Raw genomic sequence first — 18,566 nt, 5'->3', positions numbered from 1 at the left:
CCTGACTCAGCAAAATCTTTAGAACTCGCCACGCAACCAGTTGCTGACCCGTTTGACCAGCCCACCTACGCTTGCCTTGGCGGCATATTCCTTGTTACTGCCGGTGGATTGGTTGGTGCGGCCGTACTGCAACAACCCGACCGCAGTCGAGTACACCGGTGCCTGTACATAGTCACTCAATCCCCGGATATTCATGGGCTCGCCCACCCGGACCTGGCTCTGGAAGATCTGCTCTGCGCACTCCACAATGCCTTCGATCTGGGCCGCGCCACCGGTCAAGACCACACCGGCGGCCAGCTGATGCTTGACCCCCTGTGCCTTCAATTCGCTCTGCACCCGCACCAGCTCGTCATTCACCATGGAGAGCAACTCGGTGTAACGGGGTTCAATCACTTCCGCCAGTGTCTGCCGTTGCAGGCTGCGCGCCGGGCGACCGCCGACACTGGGCACTTCGATATTGTCTTCCTTGCTGACCAGGCGGCCGAGGGCACAGCCATAGCGCACCTTGATCGCCTCCGCATCCAGCGGCGGCGTGCCGAAGGCATAGGCGATGTCGCTGGTCACCGTGCTGCCGGCATAGGGAATCACCTTGGTGTGGCGCAGGGCGCCCCCGGTAAAGAGCGACATGTCCATGGTGCCACCACCGATGTCCACCACGCAGACACCCAGCTCCTTCTCGTCTTCGGTCAGCACGGCGTAGCTGGAGGCCAGGGCGGAGAAGATCAGCTGATCCACCCGCAGACCCACCTTCTCCACACACTTCTCGATGTTGCGCGCCATGTCGTTGTGGCAGGTGATGAGATGCACCTTGGCTGCCATCCGCACGCCGGAGAGACCGACCGGGTTCTTGATCCCTTCCTGATAGTCGATGGCGAACTCCTGGGGCAGCACGTGCAGCACCCGCAGCTCGTCCGACAACCGCACCGACTTGGCGGTGTGGATGACGTTGTCCACATCCTCCTGGGTCACCTCTTCGTCGGAGATGGGCACCATGCCGGTCTCGTTGCGGCAATCGATGTGCTTGCCGGACAGCCCCAGATAGACGGAACTGATCTGGCAGTCTGCCATCATCTCGGCCTCTTCCACCGCGCGGCGCAGGGACTTGACCACGGAGTCGAGGTCATTGACCCCGCCCTTCTCCATCCCGCGAGAAGCGTGGCTGCCCATGCCGATGACATTGAGTTCGCCATCAGGCAATACTTCGCCAACCAGTACCGCCACCTTGGTCGTGCCGATATCCAGTCCGACAATCAAATTTCTATCTGCGGTGTTGGTCATTCACTTTCTCTTCGCTTTTCTTCCAGCCAACTGCCATCCCGGTGTCGTATCGAAGATCCACGTAAGCAACCCGCTCACGGGGCTCGATGACCGGAAAGGCATCGATAAACCGCTGCAGACGAAGCGCGATATCCGAGCGCCCCACAAACAGCTGAATGTTGCCATCCAGGGTCAGTTCCCAGGCATGGCGGGGGGTCAGATTCACCCCCAGCAACTTGTATCCCTTGGCCGCCAGCAGCGTCTCGTACTGATGGCTGGCTTCCAGCACCTTGGCGGCCTGATCATCGGGCCCGGACAACTGCATCAGGGGCTTCTTCACCCTGTCCGGGGCACTGAATACCTCACCCTTGGTGTTGACGAAGCGGTTGCCGTTCCAGCGAGCCGCCACATCCTGTTCCGTGAGATAGACCTTGATCTTGTTCGGCCACTTCTTTCGTACCGAGACCTGGGCCACCCAGGGCAGAGCGTTCAGACGCGCCTGCAATTCGTTCACATCCAGCTCGAAGAAGTTGCGAAGTTCGGCACCATCCAGCACGGCAGCACGCAACTCATCGGCCTTCAAATATTCGTGTTGCCCCTGCAGCAACAGCTCGCTCATGGGCAACCGACTGGCATCCGTCAGCCAGTCTTTAACATCCAGCGCAGTCTGGTAGAGCCCCCACATGACCAGGATGAAAAATGCCACCCCGGCGATGAAGCCCCCCTTGGTGCGCCCTTGTGCCCTTGCCTCCACCCGATCGATCCCCGTAAAACGCGCCATGCCGGCCACTTGCAGACCGGTTCGCCATTATATAGGCCTCGGCTTGGCGGTCAAAATACTCATTGGGCCCTCAGGCACCGGATTTCATGCTATCCACGCTCAATTTCATCTCGCCGAGACGACGGGCCAGCGCACCGACGTTCCCCGCCCCCTGGGTCAATACCAGATCCCCCTCACCAATCAGGTCGGCCAGCACCGCGGGCACATCATCCGGCGTTGCGACAAAGATGGGCTCCAGGGTGCCGCGGGAGCGGATGGAACGGCACAAGGCACGGCCATCGGCACCGGGAATGGGCTCCTCACCGGCGGCATAGACCTCCAGCATCACCAGCACGTCCACCTTGGAAAGCACATCCGCGAAATCTTCGTAGAGATCCCGGGTCCGGCTGTAGCGGTGCGGCTGGAACACCATCACCAGCCGCTTCTCGGGCCAGCCGGCGCGAGCGGCGTTGATGGTCACCTTCACTTCGCTCGGGTGATGACCGTAATCGTCCACCAGCATGGCCTTGCCACGGCCGGTTTCAAACTCGCCATATTGCTGGAAGCGGCGCCCCACCCCTTCAAACTTGGAAAGTGCCTGGATGATGGCCTCGTCGCCGATGCCGTCTTCTGTCGCCACCGCGATGGCGGCGGCGGCGTTGAGGGCGTTGTGGATGCCCGGCAGATTCAGGGTCACCTCCAGCTCACCCGCCCCCGCACGGCGCACCCGGAAACGGCTGCGATTGCTGGTCTGCACGAAGTCCAGCACCTGCACATCGGCATCATCGCTCAGACCGTAGGTGAGGGTAGGACGGGCGATCTCCGGCAGCATGCTGCGGATCACGGGGTCATCCACGCACACCACGGCCAGGCCGTAGAACGGCAGGTTGTGCAGGAAATCGATGAAGGTGGCCTTCAACCTGGAGAAATCGCCGCCATAGGTGTCCATGTGATCCGCTTCGATATTGGTCACGATGGAGACCATGGGTTGCAGATGCAGGAAGGAGGCGTCGCTCTCGTCCGCCTCGGCAATCAGATAACGGCTGCTGCCCAGGCGGGCATTGGTGCCGGCGCTGTTGAGCAGACCGCCGATGACGAAGGTGGGGTCGCGATCCGCCTCGGCATAGATGCTCGCCACCAGACTGGTGGTGGTGGTCTTGCCGTGGGTCCCGGCGATGGCGATGCCGTGACGGAAGCGCATCAGCTCAGCCAGCATTTCGGCGCGGCGCACCACGGGAATACGCAGCTCGCGGGCAGCCAGCAGCTCGGGGTTGTCCTGCTTGATGGCGGTGGAAACCACCACCACGCTGGCACCGTCCACATGCTCGGCACTGTGACCAACAAAGATGTGTGCGCCCAAAGAGGCCAGGCGTTCGGTCACCCCGTTGCGGGCCAGATCCGAGCCGGTCACCTGATACCCTTCATTGGCAAGCACTTCCGCAATACCGCCCATACCGGCGCCACCGATGCCGATGAAGTGGATGCGACGCACACGGCGCATTTCGGGGATAACGGTACGCAGTTTTGCCAGTTCAACCTTGGTCATAGTTCTTTCTCAATTCGCGGCCACAGGCCATTTTCATTCGGCGACATTCATCAGTTCGAAGACAGAAGCGGGCCTTGGCGGCACATCTTGGCCTTCCATCTCGTTTGGCTCAGCCGGTGGCGAGCCGTTTGCACTCATCGGCAACCCGTTCGGCAGCATCGATGATGGCGACCCGGCGCGCGGCCTGGGCCATGTTCAACAGAGTTTCCCTGCGCCCGGCGAGCCAGGATAGGCGCGACGCCAGCGCCGCCGGCGTCAGCTCGGACTGGGGCAGGAACTCGGCCGCACCGCCGTCGACCAGGGTCAGGGCGTTGCGGGTCTGGTGATCGTCCACCGCATGGGGCAGGGGCACGAAGATGGCGGCCACACCGGCAGCGGCCACTTCGGAGACGGTCAATGCGCCGGCGCGGCACACCACCAGGTCAGCCCAGGCATAGGCATCCGCCATGTCCTTGATAAATTCACTCACCTCGGCCTCGACCCCCAGCCCGGCATAGGAAGCAGCCACGGCCTCCCCGTTGCCCTTGCCGCATTGGTGACGCACCTCGATGGGCACACCGGCAGCTGCAACCGCAGGAGGCACCTGCTCGTTGAGGACCCGGGCCCCCAGGCTGCCACCAACCACAAGCAGGCGCAGAGGATTGCTGCTGCTACGCAGTTGGGGATCCGGCAGCGCCACCACCTCGGGGCGCACCGGGTTGCCCACCACGGCGGTTCGGGCATTGGGGGCGAAGGCACCGGGGAAGGCCATCAGTACCCGCCTGGCAATACGGGCCAGCAGCTTGTTGGTCAGGCCGGCGGCGGCATTCTGCTCGTGAAGCAGCAGCGGAATGCCGGACAGCCAGGCGGCCACGCCACCCGGGCCGGAGGCAAAGCCCCCCATGCCCAGCACCACATCGGGCTGGATGGTCTTGAGCACCTGGCGGGCCTGAAGCACGGATTTGATGACACGGTAGGGCGCCGCGAGCAGACGCTTGATGCCGTTGCCACGCACCCCCTGGATGTCGATGAAGGAGATGGGATAACCATGGGCAGGCACCAGCTCCGCCTCCATCCGGTCGGCAGTGCCGAGCCAGTGGATGGTCCAGCCCTGGGCCTTGAGGCGATCGGCGACGGCCAGGCCGGGGAACACATGGCCCCCGGTACCACCCGCCATCACCAGTAACGTCTTGCTCACGCAACCTCCCGCACGCGCGCCTGGGCACTCGCCTGGCGCAACTCGAAATCGATACGAATCAACATGCTCACCGCCACCATCATGATGATGAGACTGGAGCCGCCATAACTGACCAGCGGCAGGGTCAGCCCCTTGGTAGGCATCATGCCGCTGGCGGCACCGACGTTGACGAAAGTCTGGAAGCTGAACCAGATGCCGATGCCGATGGCCAGATAACCTTCATAGAGCCGCTCGGCCACCAGCGCCTGGTGACCCAGCTTGAGCGCCTTCACCGCCAGCGCAAAAATCAGGAAGAGTGCGCCAAGCACCCCCACGTAGCCCAGCTCTTCGCCCAGAATGGCGAACACGAAGTCGGTGTGGGCCTCCGGCAGGTACTCCATCTTCTGGATGGAGTTGCCGAGCCCCTCGCCAAACCAGCTCCCCCGACCAAAGGCCATCAGGGACTGGGTCAGCTGATAGCCGCTGCCAAAGGGATCGGCCCAGGGGTCGAGGAAAGAGGTCACCCGCCGCATCCGGTAGGGCTCCGCGATGATCAGGGTCACCACGGCGCTCACCCCCACCAGGATGAGACCGATGAACTGCACCAGCCGGGCTCCGGCCAGGAACAGCATCCCGAGGGAGGTGACGAACATCACCACCACTGACCCGAGATCCGGCTGGGCCAGCAGCAGGATGGCCACCACGAACAGCACCGCCATGGGTTTCATGAAACCGATGAAGCGCTCGCGCACCTCGCTCTGGCGGCGCACCAGATAGCCCGCCAGATAGACGAACAGCGCCAGCTTGCCGAACTCAGCCGGCTGCAAGTTGAAGGGGCCAAGCGGCAGCCAGCGTACCGAACCGTTGACGCTGCGCCCCACCAGCAACACCATCACCAGCAGCACGATGGCCAGCAGCAACATGGGGCCGTTGTAGTGCTGCCAGCGTGCCATGGGTACCTGCAACACGAACCAGGAGATACCCAGCGCCATCACGAGGAACATGCCGTGGCGCTTCACGAACATGAAGGGATCGTTGTTGATGGCGATCCCCTCAGGAATGGAAGCGGACGCCACTATCACCAGCCCGACGCCCATCAGGGCGAGGGCCAGTACCACCAGCTGCCGATCGTAGAGACCGGCGGGGCGCGCCGGTAGCAACCAGCGCTGCAAGAATCCCGCAACCACGCGCAGGGCGTTCATAAGCCCATCACCAGTTCGGTGAAGCGATCGCCGCGCGCTTCAAAGGATTTGAACTGATCCAGGCTCGCGCAGGCCGGAGCCAGCAGCACCCAGTCACCGGGCCTGGCATCGACCGCCGCCTTGGCGACAGCAGCGTCAAGATCGGCAACCCGCTCGGTCTGTTCGCCCAGGGCCAGCAGCACCTCGGCATCCTGGCCAAAGCAGTACATGTGATCGATCTGGCTGCCGAGCAGGGCCTGCACCGGGCCGAAGTCCTGCCCCTTGCCTTGGCCACCGGCCAGCAGCAGCAGGCGGCCCTTGACCGCTTCACGTACCCCGGCCACGGCGGCCAGGGTCGCCCCCACGTTGGTGGCCTTGGAGTCGTTGATCCAGCGCACCCCATTTACCTCCCGCACGAAGCGGGCACGGTGAGGCAGGCCTTCAAAGCGGCGCAGCACGGCAAGTTGTGCCTCGCGGGGAATGCCCACCGCATCGCACAGGGCCATGGCCGCCAGGGCATTGGCCTGGTTGTGGGCACCCACTATCTTCATCTCGTCCACCGCCAGGAGCGGCTCGCCGTGCAAGGTCAGCCAGTGACGGCCCTCCAGCTCGCAGCGACCGTAGCCGTTGCAGTCGAGGCCGAAACTCTGCCACACCTGACCCACATCGGGCAGGGTCTGGGGATCGTCGCGATTGATCAGGATGTGTTGGGAGTGCTGATGGATCTCCATCTTGGCGGCGCGGTAATCCGCCATGCCGGCATAGCGATCCATATGATCTTCACTGAGGTTCAGGACCACGGAGGCGGCGGCCCGCAGGCTGTAGGTGGTCTCGAGCTGGAAGCTGGAGAGCTCCAGCACGCAGAGATCCATGGGCTGCTTGAGGAGCGACAGCGCCGGGGTGCCGATATTGCCCCCCACACCGACCTTGAGCCCCGCCTCGGCGATCATCTCACCCACTAGCGTGGTGACCGTGCTCTTGCCGTTGGAACCGGTGATGGCGATGACGGGCGTCTGGGTTTCACGCACGAACAGTTCGATGTCACCGACGATGCGCACCCCGAACTCGGCGGCGGCCTTCAACTCCGGAGTCGCCAGGGCGATGCCCGGGCTGGCCACTATCATGTGCGCCTGCTTGAGCCGCTCCGCGTCCAGCCCGTGGATGAGCTCCACCTCGGGGGGAAGCTCGTCCTTGCCCGGCGGGTTGGCACGGGTGTCCATCACCAGCGGCGTGACGCCGCGGTCGAGGAAGTAATCGACGCAGGAGAGTCCGGTTTTGCCGAGTCCGATGATGATGACCATGGCTTACCTCACCTTCAGGGTGGCGAGGCCAAGCAGCACCAGCATGAGGGTGATGATCCAGAAGCGCACGATGACGCGCGGCTCCGGCCAGCCCTTCTTCTCATAGTGGTGATGGATGGGGGCCATGCGGAAGATCCGCACGCCGCGCAGTTTGTAGGATCCGACCTGCAGGATCACCGAGACGGTCTCCATCACGAAGACCCCCCCCATGATCACCAGCAGGAACTCCTGGCGCACCAGCACGGCGATGGTACCGAGCGCGCCGCCCAGGGCCAGGGAACCCACATCCCCCATGAAGACCTGGGCCGGGTAGGTGTTGAACCAGAGGAAGCCCAGGCCCGCGCCCACAATGGCGGTACAGACGATCACCAGCTCGGAGGTGTAGGGCACGTAGGGAATGTGCAGGTAGTTCGCGAAGTTGACGTTGCCGGTCGCCCAGGCGATCAGGGCGAAGCCCCCCGCCACCATCACGGTGGGCATGATGGCGAGGCCATCCAGGCCATCGGTCAGGTTGACAGCGTTGGAAGTACCGACGATGACGAAGTAGGTCAGCAGGATGAACATCAGGCCGAGCTGGGGCATCACATCCTTGAGGAAGGGGACCACCAGCTGGGTCTGACCATCGTGGGTGGCCGTGGCGTAGAGGAAAACTGCCACACCCAGCGCGACCGCGGACTGCCAGAAGTACTTCCAGCGGGCGATGAGGCCATCGGTGTTCTTGCGCACCACCTTGAGATAGTCATCGGCAAAGCCGATGGCGCCATAGGCCCCCAGCACGAACAGCACCAGCCAGACATAGGGGTTGTCGAGGCGGCACCAGAGCAGCACAGAAGTGAAGATGGCGGCGATGATCATCAGGCCACCCATGGTCGGGGTGCCCTTCTTGCTGAGGTGGGATTCGGGGCCATCGTTGCGGATCACCTGGCCGAACTTCATGATCTGCAGGCGACGGATGAGGCGCGGCCCCATCCAGAGCGCCACCACCAGACCGGTGATGATCGACAGGATGGCGCGAAACGTCAGGTAGGAGAAGACGTTGAAGAAGGTGAAGTGCGGGGTGAGCAGTTCCGCCAGCCAGACTAGCATGTGGCTGACTCCTGATGGCCCTTGACCATCTCGACGATATCTTCCATGCGGGAGCCACGGGCGCCCTTGACCAGAATCGAAATTTCCTGATGTGTCTTTATCATTTGCGCAAGCACTTCAAACAACGACGCCTTGTTATCGAAATGTCGGCCAGCCGCGGCATCTGCGGTGTGGCGACTCTGTTCCCCTACGGTCAGCACGGCATCGAGGCCCTGCTCACGGGCATGGTGTCCGACCCGGGCATGCTGCGCGGCGGACTCCTCACCCAACTCTTTCATGTCACCGAATACCAGCACCTTGTAGCCGTTCATGGCGGTCAGGGCATCGATACCCGCCAGCACGGACTCCACGCTGGCGTTGTAGGTGTCATCCACCAGAGTGAGGCCACCCCAGCGTTGCACGCAGAAACGGCCCTTGACCGGCGCCATCTGCTCCAGCCCCGCCTTGACGGACGCAAGCGATGCGCCCAGGGCCAGGGTCCCGGCGGCAGCAGCCAGGGCGTTGGCCACGTTGTGGCGACCCGGAATGGCCAGGGTCAGATTCACCTCTCCCTGGGGCGTCACCATCACGAACCCGGCACAACCCTGCTCGTTGAGCACGATGTCGCGGGCGTGGAACGGCTGACGCTGATCCTCGAGGGAGAAGGCGCACTGGATGCCCTTTTCACGCCACTTCGGCCAGAACTCGTTGTCGGCATTGACGATGGCGGTGCCGCCCTCGCCTAGCCCTTCGAAGATTTCGCTCTTGGCATGGAACACCCCTTCCAGGGAGCCAAAGCCTTCCAGGTGCGCGGCAGCGACGTTGTTGATGATGGCGGCGTCGGGTCTGGCGAGCGACGTGGTCCAGGCGATCTCGCCCGGGTGGTTGGCTCCCAGCTCCATCACCGCGAACTGGTGTTGCGGCTCGAGGCGCAGCAGGGTCAGCGGCACCCCCACCTCGTTGTTGAAGTTGCCGGCGGTGGCCAGCACCTCCCCTTCACAACGCAGGATGGCCGTCGCCATCTCCTTCACCGTGGTTTTGCCACAGCTGCCGGTGATGGCGAGCACTTTCGGATTGATGCGCTCGCGCACCAGCCTGCCCAGACGCCCAAGTCCCTTGAGGGTGTCGCCCACCACCAGTTGTGGAATGGCCAGCGGCAATTCGCGCTCCACCAGCAGGGCACTGGCGCCGGCGGCAACCGCCTGGTCGCAGAAATCGTGGGCGTCGAAACGCTCGCCGCGCAGGGCCACGAACAGCGCCCCCGCGCCCAGGGTACGGGTGTCGGTGCTGACCGCCGTGATCTCATGGTCGCCCCCGATCAGACGGGCATCGAGCACCTGCGCCAGGTCGGCAAGCCTGAGGGTCATCATTTGAATGACTCCATTAATGTGTGCAAGGCGGCTGCGACGGTTTCCCGATCGCTGTAGTGCCGCTTGTCGGTTCCAATGATCTGATAATCCTCGTGGCCTTTGCCGGCCACCAGGATGATGTCCTCTTTGCTCGCTTGACTCAGTGCCAGCTGGATTGCCTTGGTCCTGTCGTGCTCAATCTGCACGGCGCCGGGATCGCGAAGACCCGCCACCATGTCGGCCATGATCCGGGCCGGCTCCTCGGTACGGGGATTGTCGTCGGTCAGGATCACGCAGTCCGCATGCAGCTCCGCCATGGCAGCCATCATGGGACGCTTGCCGCGATCCCTGTCGCCGCCGCATCCCACCAGGCACCAGAGCCGGCCGTGACAGTGCACCCGCAGGGCCTGCAATGCCTTCTCCAGTGCATCCGGGGTGTGGGCGTAATCGACCACGGCGAGCGGCGCATCGCCACCGCCGAAGCACTCCATGCGACCGGTCACCGGTTGCAGTCTGGGGGCCGTCGCCAGCAGGTCATCGAAGTCGTAGCCGAGCACCAGCATGGCGCCCATGGCGCCCAGCACGTTGCTGACGTTGAAGCGGCCGAGCAAGGGGGCGGATAATACACCATTCCCCCAGCTGGAGTTAATGCGCGTATCAAAACCTTGTTGGTGGAAATGGGGATCCTGCGCCGTCAGTTGTCGTCCAGCATGGTTTTCAATCGGACCATGAACCCCGAAGGCCACCGCACCGGGATAGGTCGCCAGCCATTGCCGTCCCAGATGGTCATCGGCGTTGATGACGGCGCAAGGCTCATCCACCAGCTTCAGCAGCTCCTCCTTGGCCGCGGCATAGGCCTCCATGGTGCCGTGATAGTCCAGATGATCCCGGCTCAGGTTGGTGAAGACTGCCGCGGCAAACGGCAGGGCCGCCACGCGATGCTGCACCAGACCGTGGCTGGAGACCTCCATCGCCACCAGATCAGCCCCCTGCTGCTGCAAGGCGGCCAGATTGGCCTGCACCTGGACCGCGCTGCCCGTGGTGTTCTCTGCTTCGATGAGCTCGCCAAACAGACCGTTGCCTATGGTGCCCATGACCCCGGCCTTGCCCCCCAGCAGGGTGCGCCAGTTGGCCACCAGCAGGGCCGTGGTGCTCTTGCCGTTGGTGCCCGTGATGCCCACCAGTTGCAGCTTTTGCGCAGGGTGACCGTAGAAATGACCGGCCAGCTCGGAGAGACGAGCGGGAAGATCCCTCATGCCGATGCAGGGGATCTGGGTCGCCGGAGGGACGAATTCTCCGTCCTCCTCAAACAGCACGGCGGTCGCTCCCTGAGCCACCGCCTGTTCGATGAAGCGCCTGCCATCCACCTGATGGCCACGAATCGCCACGAAGAGCGAGCCGGGACCGACCCGCCGACTATCGAGCTGGAGATCGGTGAGGGAAAGCGCCGGGGCATCGATGCCGAAGCGGCTCATCAGTTGATCAAGTGTGCGGGGCGGCATGGGAAGCCTCCGAAAATGCGGGAATGCGGGCGCTCGTACACGCCATGGAAAACGCCCCGACAGCAGCGGGGCCGATGGAAAAAGCCGGATGCCCGTCAAGTACGCGGTGCGCCATTGTTGGCCTCCGTGCGGGCAAGCTTGGCGGGTACCTCGGGCGGGATCGCATCGGGACGGATGTTGAAGAGCTGCAACACGCCTCCCATGGCCTCCGCAAAGGGCGGGGTCGCCACGGCACCGCCGTAGTAGGCATCTCCCTTGGGTTCGTTGATCACCACCACCATGACGAAACGGGGATTGCTGGCCGGCGCGAAACCGGCAAACCAGGCCATGTAGTCCTTGCCATAGCCCCCAGCCACGGCCACCTTGGCGGTACCACTCTTGCCACCGACGCGATAACCGGGGATCTGGGCCTTGGGAATGGCATTGCTGACCACGTACTCCAGCGCCTGCAACATGGCGGCGGCGTTGTTGTGATCGATGACCTGCTCACCCTTGGGCGGCTTGGTCACCTTGATGATGGAGAGCGGTACCCGCTTGCCCTTGTTGGCCAGGGTGGCGTAGGCGGAGGCCAGCTGCAGCGGGGTCACTCGCAGACCATAACCGAACGACAGGGTGGCTCGCTCGATGTCGGACCAGCGGCGACGCTGGGGCAGCATGCCGCTGCTCTCCCCCATCAGGCCGCTGCCGGTGTCCATGCCGAAGCCCACCATGCTCAGGGTGTTGATCATCTCCTGGGCCGGCATCCGCAGCGCGATGCGCGACATGCCGATGTTGGAGGAGTAGCGCAGGATGTCGTACAGGTTGGTCGCCTTGTGGATACTCACGTCACGGATCTGCTTGGCCCCGATGAAGAGGGGGCCGCCCGGGATGAAGTCCTTCCAGCTGGTGACACCGGCTTGCAAGGCACTAAGCAAAATCAATGGCTTGACCGTGGAGCCCGGCTCATAGGTATCGGTCACCACCCGGTTTCGCACCCGGAAACTCTGGTACTGGCCGCGGTTGTTCGGGTTGTAGGAGGGGGTGTTGACCATGGCGAGCACCTCGCCGGTCTTCACATCCAGCATCACCATGGAGCCGGAGGTGGCCTTGTTCTCGTCGGTAGCCCGTTTGAGGGCGCGATAGGCCAGCGCCTGCACCCGCTGATCGATGCTCAGTTGCAGATCGTTGGCGTGCTTGCCCTCTTTCACCAGGCCCAAGCGCTCGATGACGCGGCCCTGCCTGTCCTTGCGCACCCGCATCTCGCCAGGGGTCGCGGTCAGCCACTCGTTGTAGCTGCGCTCAATCCCCTCGATGCCGCTGCCATCGATGTTGGTCACCCCCACCAGATGGGAGCTTATCTCGCCGGTCGGGTAGAAACGGCGCGCCTCGGGGCGCAGATAGATGCCCCCCAGCTTCAACCCCTTGATGTACTCGGCCACCGCAGGCGTCACCTGACGCTGCAGATAGACGAAGCGCTTGCTCGGGTTGGCGATGCGATGCTTGAGGGTGTTGATGTCGAGCTTGAGCACGGCGGAGAGTGCCAGCCAGGCACGCTCGTTGTGGATGGCACCGGACTCGTGCACCGTCTTGGGATCAGCCCAGACCGCTTCGACCGGCACGGATACCGCCAACTGTTCGCCATTGCGGTCCGTGATCATGCCGCGCACCGCCTGGGTGGAGGTGGTGCGCAGGGAGCGCATGTCCCCCTCCTGGCGCAGTCTGTCCGGATCGATCACCTGGATCCAGGCCAGCCGCAGGATCAGCCCCGCAAACGCGATGCCGATGAAGAAAACCAGGGTACGAAAGCGCCACGGGTAGAGTGAGGGTGCTTTCGCCTTGGCTTTGTCCTTTGCCGGAGCCTTGGTGGCGGCCTTGCGTGTCATGGTTGTGTAATTACCTTTTCAGTGGTCACCAGGGGGCGAGCCATCTGCAACTTGTCCATGGCCAGACTCGCCACCCGGGAGTGCTCAGCCAGTGTGCCCTGTTCCAGCAAGAGGTGGCGCCACTCGATGTTGAGCCTGTCCTCCTCCGCCATCAGATCGTTCTGCTTGGCCGTCAGACCCCGGGTCATGTTGGTCACCAGGATCACCGCAAAGGCGGTGACCAGCACTGCGACGGTCAACAGGACCTGCAACTTGTGGCGCCAGAGATCCGCAACGATCTCCCTGGCGAGGTGAACGCGCACATCGCTCATCGTTTACTCCGCAAGACGCTCTGCGACCCGCAGCACCGAGCTGCGGGACCGGGTGTTTTCATTGACCTCGTGGTCGGAAGGCTTGAGCGCCTTGCCGATCGACTTCAGCTTGCGACCACCGGCCAGCTGGGCTTCGGTCAGGGGGATCCCGTGGGGTACTTCCGGACCTTTCTCATGCTTGCGAATAAAATGCTTCACCAGCCGATCTTCCAGAGAGTGGAAGCTGATGACGGAGAGACGACCGTGAGGAGCCAGCACGTCCAGCGCGCCGTTGAGGGCGGTTTCGATCTCGTCCAGCTCGCTGTTGATGTAGATGCGGATGGCCTGGAAGCTGCGGGTCGCCGCGTGCTTTCCCTTCTCCTTGCTCGGGTTGACCCGGGCAATCATCTCCGCCAGCTGGCGGGTGCGCACATAGGGCTCGGTCACCCGATCGTGCACGATGGCGCGAGCAATCTTCTTGGCGAAGCGCTCCTCACCGAAGGTTTTCAGCACCCAGGCGATGTCGTCCACATCGGCACGGGCCAGCCACTCGGCGGCGCTCTGACCGGAGGTGGGATCCATCCTCATGTCGAGCGGGCCGTCCTTCATGAAGCTGAAGCCACGTTCGGCATCATCAAGCTGGGGGGAGGAGACACCGAGATCCAGCAGGAAGCCATCGACCTTGCCCAGCAGGCCGCGCTCGGTCAGATAGCGGGTGATGCCGGAGAAGGGACCGTGCACGATCTCGAAACGGGGATCCTGGATCTTGGCCGCCTCGGCAATGGCCTGGGGATCCCGGTCGATGGCGATCAGACGGCCATTGGGGCCCAGATGCTGGAGAATGAGACGAGAGTGACCCCCCCGGCCAAAGGTACCGTCGACGTAGATACCGTCCGGCTTGATGGCCAGCCCTTCGACGGCTTCGTGCAACAGCACTGTGATGTGTTCAGCGGCTTGGGTCATTTATAAAGAAAAATCCTGTAGTCGTGGTGAACTTGCCCAGTCGTCCTCGGGCAGGCCCAGGATGTCGTCGTTGATCTGTTGTTGCCAGCGGGCTTCATCCCACAGCTCGAATTTGTTGAGCTGGCCCACCAGCATGACTTTCTTGTCCAGCCCGGCATGGCTGCGCAGCGGTTGGCTGAGCAGCAAACGGCCATTGCCATCCAGTTCGCATTCGGCCGCGTGGCCGAGCAGCAGACGCTGCAGGCGGCGTTCCGCCGGGTTGGTGCTGGAAAGGGTCTTCAGCTTGCGCTCCACCTCTTCCCATTCATTCAGGGGATAAAGCAGCAGACAGGGATGGGCGATGTCGATGGTGCAGACCAGCTGACCGTCGCATTCGTCGCGCAGCCAATCACGAAATTTGGTCGGAATCGCCAACCGCCCCTTGCTGTCCAGGCTGATGGCGTGAGCGCCACGCAACAAATTGCAGTCCCCGAAGGTGAGTTATGGAGGCTAGATGCCCAATAAAACCACTTTGATCCACTTTTCTCCACCATGAAGTTTAAGGACGAGCAGGGGGCTTTTCAAGCAAGGATCTCGGGCATGGGGAACATATTGACGCAGCGTGATGGGACTACCGATTAAATGAATTGATTTTCCACAAGTTATTCATGGGGGAATTAAATCATCCCGGCGAAGTGTGCCTCGTAATTAATCGATTTCACGGGGAAATGATGAAACGGAACAGCACGACGGCGCACAGGATAATGCTGACGCCCACCACGGGATAGATGATATAGCCATCCCCTACCCGACGGGCTCGCAGCACCACCAGCTGGCAGAGCAGCAGGTTATAGACGATGAGAAGAAAAGTCAGCAGTAGATTGGCGCCCAATGTCAGCTCGTCGGCATACATGATATAGAGCCACATCAAACCAAAATTAACGAGGATCAGATAAAGCAGAAATTTCTGAATCGCCCTGCCCGCCTTTGGGGTCTTTTTTACTCGTGTTATCATGCTTATCACGTCCTGGATACCACATGAACAGTCGACAGATATTGTCAAAAACTGTTGAGATACATCGTGTTTTTATCATTTTCCCGCCAGGCTCTGTCCGCTGTTGCCAAAATATCCCTGCGCCTTCTCCCCGGGCTCTCGCTACTGAGCAGTGCCGTTTGTTACTCCTATGATCATTATCACTGGCAGGCGGGTTTTCCTACCCCCGTTGTCGGCCCGGGTGCCGAGCTGGTCAACGAGCAGACCCGCTTTCTGCTGCGCCAGCGCAGCCACCTGCAAACGAGGCTCGCCGAGTCCCAGCCCATGATCCGCTGGGTCACGGAGCAGGTTCAGACGCGAAAACTCCCACCCATGCTGGCACTGCTGCCCCTGATCGAGAGCAGCTACCGGCTTGACGTGATCTCCTCGGCGGGCGCCGCCGGGCCCTGGCAGTTGATGCCGGATACCGCAGCCCGCTTCTCCGTCCCCATGACGAACGGCTTCGATGGCCGCTACTCCCTGCCATTGGCGACGGAGGCGGCGCTCTCCTACCTCGGCTGGCTGCATCAATTCTTCGGGCAGGACTGGTTGCTGGCACTGGCGGCCTACAACGCGGGAGAGGGAAGAGTACTGAAGGCGGTGCTCAACGGCGGGACACGCAATGTGTGGGAGTTGCAATTGCCTACCGAAACGCGCCTCTATGTGGCGCGCTTCCTCGCGCTCTCCCAATTGCTGGACAGAGCGGCGCAGCACGGGTTTGTCCTGCCGCCCTGGCAGGCGGGAGAAAATATCCGGGTATGGCGGCAGCCGGGGGGCTGCTCATTGCTGGAGTGGGCCATGGAACGGGGGGTTGCCATGAACGAGGCAAGCCGGTGGAATCCCGCCTGGCGATTGCCCGATCCCCGGGAGGTGAGTGACTGCCCCATCGTTTATGGCGGAGGCAAGGCCCCTCCTGCCCCGCGCCATCAAGAGACACGCCCGCAGCTGGTGCGGGCCGTGTCCCTGGAAAGCCTGCACGATCCCCTGCTGTTGATGCCTGCACGGGGACTGGACATGGGGCGGGGAGGCCTCACTCTTGAGCGGTTGCCGGATCCACTGGGATTGGAGCAGGCTCGCCCTCTGCTGGCGCCATGAAACAGTGGCGCCAGTGGCTCAGAACAGGCGCGAGATCCACCGAGTCAGGATCGACCCATCGCGCGCCGTAGAAGCTGAGGTACTGGCCTATGGCCCTGCGATGGGTGATATGACAGGCCAGCACGATCCGCGGTGACAACGACAGGCTGACGTTATCGGGCAAGGTAAAACGGGCGGGGGCGAGGAAACCGACCCCACCCGGTCCGATATCCTTGATCACCGCCCGTCCGATGCGCTTGTCGAACAGCAGGCCGGAGACCATGAGCCGGGCCGCGATGCCGCAACTCTGGGATTCCAGGGGCGTGGTCCCGTCATGGAGATACCAGCGCGGCAGTTTGCGCCTGGGATCCTTGAACGGTGTCACGGGGGGCAGATCGGCGTCAGGGGTTTCCATGGGCAACGGCATCCTTGGCTATCCGGGTGGCGGCTTGGGTTTGGGCACTGAACAGCTGCTCCAGGCCCTTTTCCGCCTGGGTCGTCATCACCAGCAACTCGATGCGGCGGTTCTGGCTGCCTTTGGGATCGGCGGTGTTGTCCAGCATGGTATCCGACATGGCGACCACCTGACCCACCCGCTCGGGGGGCATGCCGCCAGCAAGCAGGACACGCCTCGCCATCATGGCGCGATCGGAGGAGAGCTCCCAGTTGCTGTAGTTGTCACCGGCAAAGGGGGTGCTGTCGGTGTGGCCCGAGATCATGACCCGGTTCTCCACTCGCTGAAAGACAGGAGCCAGTGCCATCAGTAGATGGCGGAAATAGGGGCTGATGCGGGCGCTGCCACGGCTGTACATCTCGCGCTCGTCATCGTCGCGGATCAGGATCCGCAGACCCTGGGGCACCAATTGCAGCTCCAGGTTGTTTCTGGCCTGCATCTGATCCGCCATGGACCCGATGAAACCGGCCAACTGCGCCATCTGCTTCTCTCCCTCAATCTTGCCCGCCAGCAGGCTCTCATAGCCTCCCTTGGCGCCATCGGTAAAGATGCTGCGGTCACGCTCCATGTGTCTGGGCATACGCTGCCCCTCCTCCACGAACTGGGGACTCAACTCCTCCAGTACCGAGGGGTTGCCGCCAAGATCCACCGGATAGGGACTGTTGCGGATATCGAAGGGATTGGCCTCGCTGTCCATGATGCTGTAGTCGCGTAGACGGCTGGCCACCACATCACGCTCCTCCTGGCTGGAGACGGCCAGGATCCAGAGCACCATGAAGAAGGCCATCATGGCCAGGGTGAAGTCGGCGAAGGCCACCTTCCATGCACCGCCCCCCTTGGGAGCGCTGCTGCGCCGCTGCTGGCGCTTGATGACGATCTGCTCGTGGTTGCGCATCACATGGCCCTGTTGGTCACCCAGTCTTCCAGTTCGAGGAAGCTGGGTTTCACGTCAGGCTCCAGCATCTTGCGGCCGGAATCGACGGAGAGCAGCGGCGTCTTGCCCCGCAGCTGGGCGATCAGGATCGACTTGATGCACATCAGCATGCCGATGCGGCGCTTGACCATCTCCTCCATGGCATTGCTGATGGGCTCCAGCAGGCAATAACAGAGGAAGATGCCGATGAAGGTGCCCACCAGGGCGGCCGCCACGTGCACGCCTATGTTGCTGAGGGGGCCGTCGAGCTGCTGCATGGTGATGATTATCCCCATCACCGCCGCCAGGATCCCGAAGCCGGGGCAGGCCTCCCCGGTCTTGTGCAGCGCGTGGGCGGGCTTGAGCATGTCCTCCTCGATGGCCATGATCTCCTGCTCCAGTATGGTGTCGAGCTCATGGGGCGTGATCTTGCCCATGCCCAGCAGACGCAGGTTGTCGATGATGAAGCCCAGCAGTTGCGGATCTTCCGATACCTGGGGATACATGAGGAAGACGGAACTCTGCTGCGGATTCTCCACGTGCTCGTCCAGCGCCTTCATCCCCTTGTTGCGGGTCTCTTCCAGCAGTTGGTGCATCAGGGTCAGCAGTTCGCGATAGATCTCCTTCTCGTCCTTGTTGGACTTGAAGCAAAGCTTCATCTGGCGCCACATTTCATGCATCACCTCCTTGGAATTGCCAAGGAACATGGAGCCGACCGCCGCCCCTATGATGATGATGAGTTCGGCAGGCTGCCACAGGGCGATGGGGCGCCCCCCGGCCATCATGAAGCCGCCGATCACACACACGAAAATGACACCAAGACCAATCTGTTTTTGCATGGATGCTCCCGCAGAAATCAACAAGACTCCCCCCGCGGGGAG

Annotated in this window: 18 protein-coding genes; 1 reads left to right on the top strand and 17 read right to left on the bottom strand. The window is 62.6% G+C overall.

Annotated elements, in window-relative coordinates:
• Window positions 1-18: 18 nt before the first annotated feature.
• From ftsA to C2U37_RS09900, 14 genes are all read right to left on the bottom strand, one after another.
• The gene (ftsA, locus tag C2U37_RS09965; RefSeq protein ID WP_010675832.1) at window positions 19-1,278 is read right to left on the bottom strand and encodes a cell division protein FtsA; all 1,260 of its coding nucleotides are present in this window, start codon (window positions 1,276-1,278) and stop codon (window positions 19-21) included.
• Window positions 1,259-2,011 (bottom strand): cell division protein FtsQ/DivIB, encoded by a 753-nt coding sequence (locus C2U37_RS09960; protein WP_029314839.1) that lies wholly within the window; start codon window positions 2,009-2,011, stop codon window positions 1,259-1,261. Before C2U37_RS09960 ends, ftsA begins: the two co-directional genes overlap by 20 nt.
• Before the next feature lie 97 nt (window positions 2,012-2,108).
• Entirely contained in the window at window positions 2,109-3,563 is a 1,455-nt protein-coding gene (gene murC, locus C2U37_RS09955) for a UDP-N-acetylmuramate--L-alanine ligase (protein ID WP_104452198.1), read from the bottom strand.
• Window positions 3,564-3,672: 109 nt separating this feature from the next.
• Window positions 3,673-4,740, bottom strand: coding sequence for an undecaprenyldiphospho-muramoylpentapeptide beta-N-acetylglucosaminyltransferase (gene murG, locus C2U37_RS09950; protein WP_042880173.1), 1,068 nt, complete (start codon window positions 4,738-4,740; stop codon window positions 3,673-3,675).
• Entirely contained in the window at window positions 4,737-5,921 is a 1,185-nt protein-coding gene (gene ftsW, locus C2U37_RS09945; RefSeq protein ID WP_010675836.1) for a cell division protein FtsW, read from the bottom strand. Before ftsW ends, murG begins: the two co-directional genes overlap by 4 nt.
• Window positions 5,918-7,201, bottom strand: coding sequence for a UDP-N-acetylmuramoyl-L-alanine--D-glutamate ligase (murD, locus tag C2U37_RS09940; protein WP_041211794.1), 1,284 nt, complete (start codon window positions 7,199-7,201; stop codon window positions 5,918-5,920). The genes ftsW and murD overlap by 4 nt, the downstream gene beginning before the upstream one ends.
• A 3-nt stretch (window positions 7,202-7,204) precedes the next feature.
• On the bottom strand, window positions 7,205-8,287 hold the full coding sequence (gene mraY / locus C2U37_RS09935; protein ID WP_010675838.1) for a phospho-N-acetylmuramoyl-pentapeptide-transferase: 1,083 nt from the start codon (window positions 8,285-8,287) through the stop codon (window positions 7,205-7,207).
• Window positions 8,281-9,636 carry a UDP-N-acetylmuramoyl-tripeptide--D-alanyl-D-alanine ligase gene (murF, locus tag C2U37_RS09930; RefSeq protein ID WP_039040491.1) on the bottom strand — a complete coding sequence of 452 codons (1,356 nt, stop codon included), beginning with the start codon at window positions 9,634-9,636 and terminating at the stop codon, window positions 8,281-8,283. The genes mraY and murF overlap by 7 nt, the downstream gene beginning before the upstream one ends.
• On the bottom strand, window positions 9,633-11,117 hold the full coding sequence (gene murE, locus C2U37_RS09925) for a UDP-N-acetylmuramoyl-L-alanyl-D-glutamate--2,6-diaminopimelate ligase (protein ID WP_045522167.1): 1,485 nt from the start codon (window positions 11,115-11,117) through the stop codon (window positions 9,633-9,635). The genes murF and murE overlap by 4 nt, the downstream gene beginning before the upstream one ends.
• Before the next feature lie 95 nt (window positions 11,118-11,212).
• Window positions 11,213-12,979: a peptidoglycan glycosyltransferase FtsI gene (locus tag C2U37_RS09920; protein ID WP_010675841.1), complete on the bottom strand. Its 1,767-nt coding sequence runs from the start codon at window positions 12,977-12,979 to the stop codon at window positions 11,213-11,215.
• Entirely contained in the window at window positions 12,976-13,290 is a 315-nt protein-coding gene (ftsL, locus tag C2U37_RS09915; protein ID WP_010675842.1) for a cell division protein FtsL, read from the bottom strand. Before ftsL ends, C2U37_RS09920 begins: the two co-directional genes overlap by 4 nt.
• 3 nt (window positions 13,291-13,293) lie before the next feature.
• Window positions 13,294-14,232, bottom strand: coding sequence for a 16S rRNA (cytosine(1402)-N(4))-methyltransferase RsmH (gene rsmH / locus C2U37_RS09910; RefSeq protein ID WP_042015088.1), 939 nt, complete (start codon window positions 14,230-14,232; stop codon window positions 13,294-13,296).
• Complete coding sequence (mraZ, locus tag C2U37_RS09905; RefSeq protein WP_039040489.1) at window positions 14,233-14,691, bottom strand: division/cell wall cluster transcriptional repressor MraZ; 459 nt, start codon at window positions 14,689-14,691, stop codon at window positions 14,233-14,235. It lies immediately after the preceding gene.
• A 238-nt stretch (window positions 14,692-14,929) separates the two neighbouring features.
• Complete coding sequence (locus C2U37_RS09900) at window positions 14,930-15,226, bottom strand: hypothetical protein (protein ID WP_041211797.1); 297 nt, start codon at window positions 15,224-15,226, stop codon at window positions 14,930-14,932.
• Between the two features lie 255 nt (window positions 15,227-15,481).
• On the opposite strand from C2U37_RS09900, the gene C2U37_RS09895 reads away from it, so the two are divergent.
• A complete protein-coding gene (locus C2U37_RS09895; protein WP_104453214.1) occupies window positions 15,482-16,339 on the top strand; it encodes a lytic transglycosylase domain-containing protein in 858 nt (285 codons plus the stop codon).
• On the opposite strand, the gene C2U37_RS09890 is transcribed toward C2U37_RS09895, so the two are convergent.
• From C2U37_RS09890 to lafT, 3 genes are read right to left on the bottom strand one after another with little or no spacing between them, the layout of a single operon-like run.
• Window positions 16,275-16,733 carry a PilZ domain-containing protein gene (locus C2U37_RS09890; protein ID WP_042015087.1) on the bottom strand — a complete coding sequence of 153 codons (459 nt, stop codon included), beginning with the start codon at window positions 16,731-16,733 and terminating at the stop codon, window positions 16,275-16,277. The genes C2U37_RS09895 and C2U37_RS09890 overlap by 65 nt on opposite strands.
• The gene (gene lafU, locus C2U37_RS09885; RefSeq protein ID WP_104452197.1) at window positions 16,720-17,667 is read right to left on the bottom strand and encodes a lateral flagellar motor protein LafU; all 948 of its coding nucleotides are present in this window, start codon (window positions 17,665-17,667) and stop codon (window positions 16,720-16,722) included. Before lafU ends, C2U37_RS09890 begins: the two co-directional genes overlap by 14 nt.
• Window positions 17,667-18,524: a lateral flagellar motor stator protein LafT gene (gene lafT / locus C2U37_RS09880; protein ID WP_041211799.1), complete on the bottom strand. Its 858-nt coding sequence runs from the start codon at window positions 18,522-18,524 to the stop codon at window positions 17,667-17,669. The genes lafU and lafT overlap by 1 nt, the downstream gene beginning before the upstream one ends.
• Window positions 18,525-18,566: the final 42 nt, after the last annotated feature.

Source organism: Aeromonas sp. ASNIH1 (genome assembly GCF_002934285.1).
Taxonomy (GTDB): domain Bacteria; phylum Pseudomonadota; class Gammaproteobacteria; order Enterobacterales; family Aeromonadaceae; genus Aeromonas; species Aeromonas caviae.
Note: the sequence above shows the minus strand (reverse complement) of the source record. Positions and strands in the feature narration are given on the sequence as shown.

What these genes read in the sequence shown, in the direction of transcription:
- ftsA (WP_010675832.1), bottom strand. Translation starts at nt 1,278, where the DNA reads ATGACCAACACCGCAGATAGAAATTTGATTGTCGGACTGGATATCGGC.
- murC (WP_104452198.1), bottom strand. Translation starts at nt 3,563, where the DNA reads ATGACCAAGGTTGAACTGGCAAAACTGCGTACCGTTATCCCCGAAATG.
- ftsW (WP_010675836.1), bottom strand. Translation starts at nt 5,921, where the DNA reads ATGAACGCCCTGCGCGTGGTTGCGGGATTCTTGCAGCGCTGGTTGCTA.
- murD (WP_041211794.1), bottom strand. Translation starts at nt 7,201, where the DNA reads ATGGTCATCATCATCGGACTCGGCAAAACCGGACTCTCCTGCGTCGAT.
- mraY (WP_010675838.1), bottom strand. Translation starts at nt 8,287, where the DNA reads ATGCTAGTCTGGCTGGCGGAACTGCTCACCCCGCACTTCACCTTCTTC.
- murF (WP_039040491.1), bottom strand. Translation starts at nt 9,636, where the DNA reads ATGATGACCCTCAGGCTTGCCGACCTGGCGCAGGTGCTCGATGCCCGT.
- murE (WP_045522167.1), bottom strand. Translation starts at nt 11,117, where the DNA reads ATGCCGCCCCGCACACTTGATCAACTGATGAGCCGCTTCGGCATCGAT.
- C2U37_RS09920 (WP_010675841.1), bottom strand. Translation starts at nt 12,979, where the DNA reads ATGACACGCAAGGCCGCCACCAAGGCTCCGGCAAAGGACAAAGCCAAG.
- ftsL (WP_010675842.1), bottom strand. Translation starts at nt 13,290, where the DNA reads ATGAGCGATGTGCGCGTTCACCTCGCCAGGGAGATCGTTGCGGATCTC.
- rsmH (WP_042015088.1), bottom strand. Translation starts at nt 14,232, where the DNA reads ATGACCCAAGCCGCTGAACACATCACAGTGCTGTTGCACGAAGCCGTC.
- C2U37_RS09900 (WP_041211797.1), bottom strand. Translation starts at nt 15,226, where the DNA reads ATGATAACACGAGTAAAAAAGACCCCAAAGGCGGGCAGGGCGATTCAG.
- C2U37_RS09890 (WP_042015087.1), bottom strand. Translation starts at nt 16,733, where the DNA reads ATGGAAACCCCTGACGCCGATCTGCCCCCCGTGACACCGTTCAAGGAT.
- lafU (WP_104452197.1), bottom strand. Translation starts at nt 17,667, where the DNA reads ATGCGCAACCACGAGCAGATCGTCATCAAGCGCCAGCAGCGGCGCAGC.
- lafT (WP_041211799.1), bottom strand. Translation starts at nt 18,524, where the DNA reads ATGCAAAAACAGATTGGTCTTGGTGTCATTTTCGTGTGTGTGATCGGC.